Here is a 10,147-nt window from a genome sequence, read left to right as displayed (position 1 = left end):
CCCCGGCGGCCCGCAGCGCTAGCGCCAGCAGCGGTTGTCGACGCCATGCTTTCCACGATCTCATCGTTTTCGTCGCTTTATTTTGCGACCTTGCTGATGCTTATCGGCACGGGTCTCTTCAATACTTACATGGGCCTGCGGCTGACTGCGCAGTCCGTCAGCGAAGTGTGGATCGGCACCCTGATCGCCGGCTACTACCTCGGGCTCGTGTGCGGCGCGCGGCTTGGACACAAGCTCATCATCCGCGTCGGCCACATCCGCGCGTTCGTCGCGTGCGCGGCCATTGCCACCAGCATGATCCTGGCGCAGACGCTGGTCGACTCCATGCCCATGTGGCTGGTGTTCCGCATCGTCTCCGGCATCGTCATGGTGACCGAGTTCATGGTCATCGAGAGCTGGCTCAACGAACAGACCGAAAACCACCAGCGCGGCCGCGTGTTCTCTGTCTACATGGTCGTTTCCGGCCTGGGCACCGTACTTGGCCAGTTGGCGCTCACGGCCTACGCCACGCTGGACCTGCGCCCGCTTACCCTGGTCGCCATGTGCCTCGTGCTGTGCCTCGTGCCGCTTGCCGTCACGGCCCGGTCCCACCCGCCGACGCCGCTGCCCGCGCCGCTGGACGTGCGCTTCTTCATGCGGCGAGTGCCGCTGTCGATGACCGTGCTGTTCGTGGCGGGCAACCTGTCCGGCGCGTTTTACGGCCTGGCCGCCGTCTATGGCGCCAAAAATGGCCTGACCACGTCGCAGGCCGCCATCTTCGTCGCCGCCGCCGTGACCGCGGGCTTGTTGTCGCAGTGGCCGATGGGCTGGCTGTCCGACCGTATCAACCGCGCGGGCCTCATCCGCTTCAACGCCTTGCTGCTGGTTTTGCTGCCCGCTGTCATGTGGGGCTGGATTGCGTTGCCGTTCTGGGCGCTGGTGGCCATGTCCTGCATCTTCGGCATCCTGCAGTTCACGCTCTATCCATTGGGCGCGGCCTTTGCCAACGACCACGTCGAATCCGAACGGCGCGTCAGCCTGTCGGCGGTGTTGCTGATGACGTATGGCCTGGGCGCCTGTGTCGGGCCCATGATCGCGGGCCTGATGATGTCGCTGGGCGGACCCGCTATGTACTATGTGTTCATCTCGGCGTGCGCCGTGATTCTGGTCTGGCAGGTGCGGCCGACGCGCGTCACCGGCGCGCACCAGGTCGACGAGGCGCCGACGCACTTCGTGCCCATGCCCGACACGTTGCAAAGCTCGCCCGCGGCGGCAGTGCTGGATCCGCGCGTGGATCCCGAGAACGACATCGCCATGGAAATGGTGCAGCCGGATCCGTCCGCGGCGCCGGCCCCGCCAGAGGTTGTCGCGGAACCGGCGCCCGCAGAGCCGATCGCTGCGGAAGCGCCGTTGGACGGATCCAACGACGCCGAATCCGAAGCCGAATCCGAACCCGAACGCCAGCGGCGCACCGGCACCTGAAACGCCCCTACCAGGGCGTCATCAGCAAAATGGCGGACAGCGCCAGCGCAATGCCCAGCACGTTCACGCGCGTGAGCGGTTCACGAAACGCCAGGGCGCCCACCAGGGTGCCCAGCGTGATCACCCCCATATTCATTGACGCGAACACCAGCGCGGGGTGCTCGGGCAGCGACTGGTGGGCGCGCACGTAGGTCAGGATGTTGCCGAAGTTGGCCAGTCCCAACGCCACGCCGGCGGCCAGATGCCGCGCCTGCCAACGTACGCGTCGCCACAGCAGATACGCCAGCATCAGCGCGCCCGCCAACAGGAACGCCAGCAGCAGGCCGCCCGCAAACGCGGTCCCCGTGCGCGCGACCTGCTTGAACAGGATGTCGATCACGCCATAGCCTGCCCAGACCACCAGCGGCCACAACCACATCGCGCGCCGGTCCTCGGCCGCGGTGGCGTCGGATAACCGAATGCGCGGCGGCTGGCGCAGCAGGCAGAAGAGGGCGGCGAAGGCCAGCGCGATGGCTGCCAGCTTGCGCCCCGTGACCGGCTCCCCGAACAACGCGAACGCGGCCAGGAGCGGAATGAAGAGCGACAGGCGCTGCGCGGCGTCGCTGCGCACGATGCCTGCATGCCGCAACGCGGCCGCCATGGCCAGGAAGATGCTGGGCAGCAATACGCCCAACGCGGCCAGCACCAGCCACGGCGTTTGCGGCGCCAGGAGGCGCGCCGCGTCGGGGCGCAGGATCAGCCAGCAGAGCAGGGCGGCCACGGCGTAGTTCATGGCGATCGCCTGGCGCACGTCTATTTGCCAACGCCTCGCCAGCTTGAGCATCACGGCCACAGTGACGCTGCAGGCCACGCTGGCCGCCAGATACAGAACACCGGGCGTCAACGGCATGCTGTCTTTTCCTGGTGGTCGTGTGCGGTGGCGTCGACCCGCATGCCCAGGCGGTCCAGCAGGCGCTGGTCAGCCGCCATCTGCGGATTGGCGGTGGTCAGCAGCGCGTCGCCGTAGAACATGGAGTTGGCGCCCGCCAGGAAGCACAACGCCTGCAGCGCATCGTCCATCGCCTCGCGTCCGGCCGACAGCCGCACGGCGGCGCGCGGCATCGCGATGCGCGCCACCGCGATGGTGCGCACGAATTCGAACGGATCAAGGGCCTCCACGTCGGACAACGGCGTGCCTTCCACCTGCACGAGGTTGTTGATGGGGACGGATTCGGGATACGGCTCCATGCTGGCAAGCTGGGCGATCAGCCCGGCGCGTTCGCGGCGTGATTCACCCATGCCCACGATGCCGCCGCAGCACACGCTGATGCCGGCGTCGCGCACGCGGTCCAGCGTGTCCAGACGGTCCTGGTAGGTGCGCGTGGAGATGATCTTGCCGTAGAACTCCGGCGAGGTGTCCAGGTTGTGGTTGTAGTAGTCCAGGCCCGCGTTCTTCAACTGCTCGGCCTGGCCGTCCCTCAGCATGCCCAACGTCACGCAGGTTTCCAACCCGAGCGCCTTGACTGCGCTGACCATCTCGGCCACGGCGTCCAGGTGATGCGGCTTGGGACTGCGCCACGCGGCGCCCATGCAGAAGCGCTGGGCGCCGCCAGCCTGCGCCGCGCGCGCCGCGGCCACCACGTCTTCCAGCGGCATCAGCTTGTCGGCGTCCACACCGGTGTCGTAGTGCGATGACTGCGGGCAGTAAGCGCAGTCCTCGGGACAGCCGCCGGTCTTGATCGACAGCAGGCTCGACAACTGGATGACGTTGGGATCGAAATGGGCGCGGTGCGTCTGCTGCGCGCGGTGCATCAAGTCCATGAACGGCAGCTCGTAGAGCGCCAGGATGGCATCGGCAGTCCATGCCGAGGCGGGCAGGCGCTTGGGCGCTGTCGGGACGGGAATGTACGCAGTCTGCATGGTCGGAGGCTCCTTCGTTCGAACCGGGGATGGGGCCGCTGGCCTGATGGCCGGGGCGGGATCGGCGGATCGTAAGAAAGGGCGGCCGCTTTGTGCAATGCGGTCGATTAAGCGGGATTTAGTGCGGAATTGGGGGTTGTTTCAAAGAAAATGGCCGCTTTTGAGCGGCCTGCCGTTCTAACTCGGCGGCATCTTCGCCGATGCGAAGGGGTCGGATATTTTGATTCAAATTGTAAATTCGACCTGCGCCACTCAAGTTTTTGCCGGTTTGTCCCGGTTGCGCGCGCTTTCGTGGCCGGTGATGCCCCGATCCCGCGCCCAGACGATGGCGGCGCTACGCCGATGCACGCCGATCTTGCTGTAGATCGTGGCCACGTGATTGCGCACGGTGTTGCGCGACAGCTTGAGCGCCTTGGCGATGCCATCGTCGTCGTGGCCTTGGCAAAGCAGGCCCAGGACCTCGCGCTCGCGCGACGTGAGCTGGGCCAGTTCCGCCACATCGCGGGTCGCGGGGGCGGGTTGGCGTAGCTGGGCCAGCTTCTCGATGATGCCGCGGCTGAACCAGGAGGTGTCCTGCATCACCGCCTCGATCGCCGTCAGCAGTTCGGTCTCGGACCGCTTGCGCTCGGTAATGTCCTGCATCACGATCAGCACGCGGCGCAAGCCCCCGATCATGACCGGCTCGGCCGACACCAGGCAGTCCAGTTCGCCGCCGTCCCGAGCGACCATCACCGCTTCGCGGTTGCGGACGCTCTCGCCGCGTTTCAGGGCGGCCAGCATGCCTTCGTAGGGCCGCAGCCCCAGTTCGACAAGATCCTGCTCGGCCTTGTCATCCAACGTCAGGCCGGTGGCCGCGGCAAAGGCGTCATTGATGTTCAGCACATTCAAGGTGACGCCGTCGCAGACGGCCATCGGCACGGGCGCCAGCTGGAAGGCTTTGGAGAAGCGCTCTTCGCTTTCGCGCAGCGCCTCTTCGGTACGCTTGCGGCCTTCCAGGTCGATGAACGTGAACAGCATGCAGGGCTCGTCGTTCATGTCGATGGGCTGGCCGGCCACCACCACGAACTTGGTGCTGCCGTCGGGCAGCCTCAGCACGCCTTCGCGCTGCGGGATGGTCTTGCCTTCGTCCAGCCGCGCCACGTCTGTCTCTTTCTCGTCGCTGCCGTCCAGCACGTCCAGTTCGTACGCCGACTTGCCGAGCACGGCGTCGCGCGAGTAGCCGGTCATTTCCAGGAATCCCTGGTTCACTTTGACGTAACGCAGGTCGGACAGCCGGCAAATCAGCGCGGGGGCCGGATTGGCCGAGAAGGCGCGTTCGAAGCGTTCCTCGGCGTTGATCTGTGCCGTCTGGTCATGCAGGATCAGCACGCGATAGGGGATGGGGCCGCCATCGTCCAGGTTCACGCCGCGCGCGAGCAGGTTGCGCGCGAATTCGTCATCGTCCTTGCGGGTCAGATCCAGCAGCAGGTCTTCGAACTCTTCGCCCGCCGCCAGACGGTCCAGCGGATACTGGCGTGCCGGCACACGGTGATGGTTGCGATAGGTGAGCGTATATCGCTTGCGAAAGCCCGCAGGCGTGCCGCCCAGGTCTTCCATTGATTCGGCGCCATGCAGCTCAAGTGCGCTGGCGTTGGCCCAGGCGATCGAGCCATCGGCCTCAAGCAGGATGATGCCCTCGTTGAGGCCCGCGATAATGCTCTGCAGGTGTTGGCGATGTGCTTGGGGTGCGGCGTCATTGGGGGTCACGTAGGCCTCTTATTTCTTCGCATGGCGTCTACGCGCAAGCATGAAGCCGCGCGCCGGTGCTGTCCAGAGGTCAAAACGGAGGAGTCTCGCGGAAGGGGTACAGCGAGAGGGGATTGCACCGCGCGAATGGGGTGGCGGAAGTAAACGCGGCAGCAAGTACGAACGCGCAAAAGCAAAAAGCTCCGGAATCCGGAGCTTTAGGTGCGTGCTGCGAGCAGCGTTCGGTAAGCGCAAAGTGCTTGGCGGAGCGGACGGGACTCGAACCCGCGACCCCCGGCGTGACAGGCCGGTATTCTAACCAACTGAACTACCGCTCCGCAGCGGCTTACTGATAACTTCAAACTTCACTTCCATGCTGTGGTGTCAAGACAGCCTGTACTGCTTGCCAGCTGAAGCTGGCGTCCCCTAGGGGATTCGAACCCCTGTACTCACCGTGAAAGGGTGATGTCCTAGGCCTCTAGACGAAGGGGACCTGGAACGAACAACTTTACTACTGTACTGCGTACTGGTGGAGGTAAGCGGGATCGAACCGCTGACCTCTTGCATGCCATGCAAGCGCTCTCCCAGCTGAGCTATACCCCCAGGGCGTCCTGCTGTCCCAAACTTCAAACAACAAGGTCTCACACTTATAAAACAAAAAAGCCCCGAAAACGGAGCTCTTGAAAGACTCTGAGCGAGAGAGCTTTTGGCGGAGCGGACGGGACTCGAACCCGCGACCCCCGGCGTGACAGGCCGGTATTCTAACCAACTGAACTACCGCTCCGCAGCGGCTTACTCAACTACATAATCACTTCAACTGCATCACTACTTCTGCATGCCAGTAGACTGGCGTCCCCTAGGGGATTCGAACCCCTGTACTCACCGTGAAAGGGTGATGTCCTAGGCCTCTAGACGAAGGGGACTTGGACTTGCTGAACTGCTCTTCGCTTTGGACTGGTGGAGGTAAGCGGGATCGAACCGCTGACCTCTTGCATGCCATGCAAGCGCTCTCCCAGCTGAGCTATACCCCCGTTTCTCTAATCAATCCGTTCAACGTTTTCGCTTTAAACGCGCTGTTTAGAGCGCGTTTTTTGCTGTTTCGTTGCCGGTTTTGTTTAGTGCCGTTGGCGAAGAAACGAGATTATGCACGAACTAAATTGGGCGTGCAAGTCGCTTCACGGCAAAAAGCAAAAAAGTTGCGAAAAAAGAGGGTTCGATGGCCTTGGATAGGGCGTATTTGGGACGGTTCTGGCGGTGGGGTCGCCGCGGCATGCGCCTGCGATTGGTGCAGAAATCAACAAAATCAAAGACTTGTGCAAGTGCTATCGTGAATGGCTAAATTTTTTTTGCGGCGCGCGGTTTTTTTGCGCCCGCGCAGCACGGAATGTTGCCGCGGATCGGCAAGGAAATCGACACATGAGCCATTCTTCATGAGCAGCACCGCGTTTCCCACCGTCGCCCTTGGCCGCACGGACATGGCCATCACGCGCATCGGCCTGGGCGCGTGGGCAATGGGCGGCAATGGGTGGGCAGTGGGCTGGGGGCCGCAGGACGACGCGGAATCCATCAAGGCGATCCGGCATGCGATCGACCGCGGCATCAACTGGATCGACACCGCCGCCGTCTACGGGCTGGGTCATTCCGAAGCGATCGTGCGCCAGGCGCTGGCCCAGATGCCCGCCAGCGAGCGTCCGTACGTGTTCACCAAATGCGGTTTGACGTGGTCGCCGGAGCAGCCGCAGGCCATGCCGCGTCGCACGGGAACGCCGTCCAGCATCCGCCGCGAGCTTGAGGGGTCGCTGCGGCGGCTGGGCGTCGAGCGCATCGATCTGTACCAGATGCACTGGCCGGCGGGCGATGGCACGCCGCTGGAGGCGTACTGGCAGGAATTGCTGGATCTGAAGCAGGCCGGCAAGATCCGCGCGGTCGGGCTGTCGAACCACAATCTTGCGCAGTTGCAGGCCGCGGAACAGCTGGGGCACGTGGACACGTTGCAGCCGCCGTTTTCGGCGATCCAGCGCGCCGCGGCCAGCGACCTGATCCCGTGGTGCGCGGCAAACGGCACAGGCGTGATCGTCTACAGCCCGATGAATTCGGGCTTGCTGACTGGCAAGTTCAGCGCCGAGCGTGCGCGGGCCTTGCCGCCCGACGATTGGCGCGCGCGGCACGCGGATTTCCGGTTGCCGGACCTGGATCGCAACCTGGCGCTGGCCGATGCCTTCAAACCCATTGCGGAGCGGCACGGCGCCACCGTGGCGGCCGCGGCAGCCGCGTGGACGCTGGCTTGGCCAGGCGTGACGGGCGCCATCCTGGGGGCGCGCAGCGCGTCGCAGGTGGACGGGCTGATCGGCGCGGCCGAACTGGAACTGGATGCCGATGACATGCAGGCCATTGCGGATGCGATTGAAGTCTCGGGGGCGGGCAACGGACCGCTTCAACCCCCCCGACGAAACAGGCTCGCTGCCCGCGAACCTGTTTGCCTGAAGGGAGATGGCCGCGCCGGGAATCAACTGCGGCGTGAAATCAGCCGCAGTGAAATCAACTGCGGCGCGGGCGGCGGGCGCTGCCCACGGCGGCGATGAGCGCCAGACCGATCAACGCGAGCGCGGTCTTGTCTCCAAAACGCGCATAGGGCGTCAGCCCCGTCATGCCCTGCACCGAGACGGGCAGCACGCCCGCCTGCAGCGGCGCAAGCTGGGCCGCGACATGGCCCTTTGCGTCGATGGCGGCGGTGATCCCGGTGTTGGTGGCCGTCAGCATCGGACGCGCGGTCTCGATGGTGCGCAAACGGCCGATCTGCAGATGCTGGCGCAGCGCCCAGCTATCGCCAAACCAGCCCAGGTTGCTGACGTTGACCAGGATGGTCGCGCCCGGTTCGCCGTTTGGGCCGGGTTGCAGGGCGGGCAGCAGGTCGGGTCCGAAGAGGTCTTCGTAGCAGATGTTGAACGCGATGTGCTGGCCCCCGACGGCAAAGGGCGTCTGGCGTTCGCCGCCGCGATCGAAGTCGCCCAGCGGGATGTTCAGCATTTCGACAAACCAGTGGAAGCCGGGCGGCACGTACTCGCCCCACGGCACCAGGTGGCGCTTGTCGTAGCGCATGGCGGTGTTGCCGCCCACCAATTGTTCGACCGGCGTGGCGCCGTCAAAGCCGATGACGCTGTTGGTGTAGCGTTCGCGGCCGTTGACGCGGTCATGCAGCGGCACGCCCATCGCGATGACGGTGTTCCGTTGCCCGGCCAGGTTGCGCCAGACTTCCCAGACGCGCGGATCGAGCTGGTCCTGGAAGATGGGCACCACGGTTTCCGGCAGGATCACCAACTGCGGCGCGGGCACTCCGGGTGCCGCGGGCAGGGCCGTCAGTTCCAGATGGCGGCGCAGGCTCTGCTCGAGCAGCGCGGGATCGAATTTCTGCGATTGCCCGATGTTGCCCTGAATGAGGCGCACATTGAGCGGGTCGCCAACCGGGGATGACCAGTCGATGCGAGACAGCGGCCAGCCCGCCGCGGCGAGCGCCACCGCGACGCCGGCGGCCAGCGCATGGCGCGGCCCCATGCCGGCCTTGCGGGAGGGCTGCCACAGGCTTGCGGCAGCCGCCGCGACGAACGCGGCCAGGAATGCCATGCCGTGCACGCCGAGCAGCGGCGCCCACCCCGCAATGGGACTGTCGACCTGCGCATAGCCGATGTTGAGCCACGGAAAGCCGGTCAGCAGCACCGCGCGCAGCCATTCGAACGCGCCCCACATCGCCGCCCAGGCCAGCGTGGCGGCCAGAATGCGGGACGGGCCGGAATCGGCGGCCAGCGGCGCGTAGCGGCGCGCGAGAGCCGTTGCGGTGGCGGGAAACAGGGCCAGAAAGGCCGACAGCGCGAGCACGGCGGCGACCGCCAGCGGCGCGGCCAGGTCGCCGTAGCGGTGCAGGCTGATGAAGATCCAGTACAGCCCGAGCGCGTAGCTGGCAAAGCTGAACAGCCAGCCACGCAGCCATGCCTGACGCGCCGACGGCGCATACAGTGTGACGCGCGCCAGAATGGCCAGCGCGGCGATCTGGGTGAACGCCAGCGCCCACCCGGGCAGCGGGCCGGGGGCGAAGGTCAGGGCGTGGATGGCGCCCGCCAGCACGAGGCCGGCGGCGCCGCGCAGGAGTCGGCCGCGCGGGGTGCTGATCATGCGTCGGTGGCGGGTACTGTGGTCTGGGGCGTGGCCAGGCGCTTGACGCGTAGCCAGATGGCACGGCGGGCGTCGCCACGCGCCACTTCAAGGCGCAGGCCATCGAAGTCGGCATGGTCGCCACGGCGCGGAATGCGGCCCAACTGGCCGCCCAGCCAGCCGCCCACGCTGTCGTATTCGTCGTCGGGCAACTGGCAGCCGAACACTTCGTTGAAGTGCGAGATGTCGGTGGCCGCGAGCACGCGCCACTGGTTTTCGCCTTCAGGGAAGATGGAAACTTCTTCGGTCTCGTCGAACTCGTCTTCGATGTCGCCGACGATCTGTTCAAGCACGTCTTCCATTGTCACCAGGCCCGAAATGCCGCCATGCTCGTCGATGACGATGGCCTGGTGGTTACGGCTGGCGCGGAACTCGTGCAGCAGCACGTTCAGGCGCTTGGATTCGGGAATGAAGACGGCGGGGCGGACCAGCGTGCGCAGTTCGATGTTGGGCTCGAGCATGCAGCGCAGTAGATCCTTGGCGAGCAGGATACCGATGATGTTGTCGCGATCGCCCTCGTAGACGGGGAACCGCGAATGCGCGGTTTCGATCACCGAGGCCACCAGGTACGGGATGGGCTGCGTGACATCGAGCAGATCCATGCGCGAACGCGGGACCATGATGTCGCCGACAGTGCCCTCGGACACGGCAAGCGCGCCCTTGATCATCTTGTACGACTCCGCGTCGAGCAGTTGGCGTTCGTGCGCGGCTTCCAGGATGGCCTTGATGCCTTCGCGGTCCTCGGGCTCACGGCGCACGAGGGAAAGCAGGCGGTCTAGGAGGGATTTGGTGGCGGGTTTGGCAGAGCGAGCAGGCGTCGCTTCAGGAGCAGGGTAAGGGTCAGACATCGTCCGGG

The 10,147-nt window shown here is 65.4% G+C and carries 7 protein-coding genes and 6 tRNA genes; 2 read left to right on the top strand and 11 right to left on the bottom strand.

Annotated features, from left to right (window positions below; genetic code table 11):
- Nucleotides 1–45: 45 nt before the first annotated feature.
- The gene (locus tag AC6LJW_RS15815; RefSeq protein ID WP_498087741.1) at nucleotides 46–1,461 is read left to right on the top strand and encodes an MFS transporter; all 1,416 of its coding nucleotides are present in this window, start codon (nucleotides 46–48) and stop codon (nucleotides 1,459–1,461) included.
- Between the two features lie 7 nt (nucleotides 1,462–1,468).
- Here the strand turns inward: AC6LJW_RS15815 and AC6LJW_RS15810 are convergent, their stop codons facing one another.
- The 9 genes from AC6LJW_RS15810 to AC6LJW_RS15770 all read right to left on the bottom strand — a co-directional run bounded on the left by AC6LJW_RS15810 (nucleotide 1,469) and on the right by AC6LJW_RS15770 (nucleotide 6,116).
- Nucleotides 1,469–2,344, bottom strand: coding sequence for an EamA family transporter (locus AC6LJW_RS15810; RefSeq protein WP_498087740.1), 876 nt, complete (start codon nucleotides 2,342–2,344; stop codon nucleotides 1,469–1,471).
- A complete protein-coding gene (gene bioB / locus AC6LJW_RS15805; RefSeq protein ID WP_427986243.1) occupies nucleotides 2,341–3,360 on the bottom strand; it encodes a biotin synthase BioB in 1,020 nt (339 codons plus the stop codon). The genes AC6LJW_RS15810 and bioB overlap by 4 nt, the downstream gene beginning before the upstream one ends.
- Nucleotides 3,361–3,612: 252 nt before the next feature.
- Entirely contained in the window at nucleotides 3,613–5,106 is a 1,494-nt protein-coding gene (locus AC6LJW_RS15800) for a helix-turn-helix transcriptional regulator (RefSeq protein WP_056571713.1), read from the bottom strand.
- A 240-nt stretch (nucleotides 5,107–5,346) separates the two neighbouring features.
- Nucleotides 5,347–5,423 (bottom strand) — tRNA-Asp (locus AC6LJW_RS15795).
- Nucleotides 5,424–5,502: 79 nt separating this feature from the next.
- Nucleotides 5,503–5,578 (bottom strand) — tRNA-Glu (locus tag AC6LJW_RS15790).
- A gap of 34 nt (nucleotides 5,579–5,612) precedes the next feature.
- Nucleotides 5,613–5,688, bottom strand: a tRNA-Ala gene (locus AC6LJW_RS15785).
- A 104-nt stretch (nucleotides 5,689–5,792) separates the two neighbouring features.
- Nucleotides 5,793–5,869 (bottom strand) — tRNA-Asp (locus tag AC6LJW_RS15780).
- A 63-nt stretch (nucleotides 5,870–5,932) separates the two neighbouring features.
- Nucleotides 5,933–6,008, bottom strand: a tRNA-Glu gene (locus AC6LJW_RS15775).
- 32 nt (nucleotides 6,009–6,040) lie between these two features.
- Nucleotides 6,041–6,116 (bottom strand) — tRNA-Ala (locus AC6LJW_RS15770).
- Between the two features lie 444 nt (nucleotides 6,117–6,560).
- Between AC6LJW_RS15770 and AC6LJW_RS15765 the strand changes: the two genes are divergently transcribed.
- Nucleotides 6,561–7,667, top strand: coding sequence for an aldo/keto reductase (locus AC6LJW_RS15765; RefSeq protein ID WP_498087739.1), 1,107 nt, complete (start codon nucleotides 6,561–6,563; stop codon nucleotides 7,665–7,667).
- Here AC6LJW_RS15765 and lnt read toward each other — a convergent pair.
- Both lnt and AC6LJW_RS15755 read right to left on the bottom strand, forming a co-directional pair.
- A complete protein-coding gene (gene lnt, locus AC6LJW_RS15760) occupies nucleotides 7,624–9,252 on the bottom strand; it encodes an apolipoprotein N-acyltransferase (protein WP_498087735.1) in 1,629 nt (542 codons plus the stop codon). The two genes, AC6LJW_RS15765 and lnt, sit on opposite strands and share 44 nt — an antisense overlap.
- Entirely contained in the window at nucleotides 9,249–10,139 is an 891-nt protein-coding gene (locus AC6LJW_RS15755) for a CorC family transporter (RefSeq protein ID WP_056571704.1), read from the bottom strand. The genes lnt and AC6LJW_RS15755 overlap by 4 nt, the downstream gene beginning before the upstream one ends.
- Nucleotides 10,140–10,147 lie beyond the last annotated feature (8 nt).

Source organism: Achromobacter sp. 1012554356, assembly GCF_059760815.1.
Note: the sequence above shows the minus strand (reverse complement) of the source record. Positions and strands in the feature narration are given on the sequence as shown.

Excerpts from the sequence above, each read along its gene's own strand:
- AC6LJW_RS15815 (WP_498087741.1), top strand. The coding sequence starts at position 46 with ATGCTTTCCACGATCTCATCGTTTTCGTCGCTTTATTTTGCGACCTTG.
- bioB (WP_427986243.1), bottom strand. The coding sequence starts at position 3,360 with ATGCAGACTGCGTACATTCCCGTCCCGACAGCGCCCAAGCGCCTGCCC.
- AC6LJW_RS15765 (WP_498087739.1), top strand. The coding sequence starts at position 6,561 with ATGGCCATCACGCGCATCGGCCTGGGCGCGTGGGCAATGGGCGGCAAT.
- lnt (WP_498087735.1), bottom strand. The coding sequence starts at position 9,252 with ATGATCAGCACCCCGCGCGGCCGACTCCTGCGCGGCGCCGCCGGCCTC.
- AC6LJW_RS15755 (WP_056571704.1), bottom strand. The coding sequence starts at position 10,139 with ATGTCTGACCCTTACCCTGCTCCTGAAGCGACGCCTGCTCGCTCTGCC.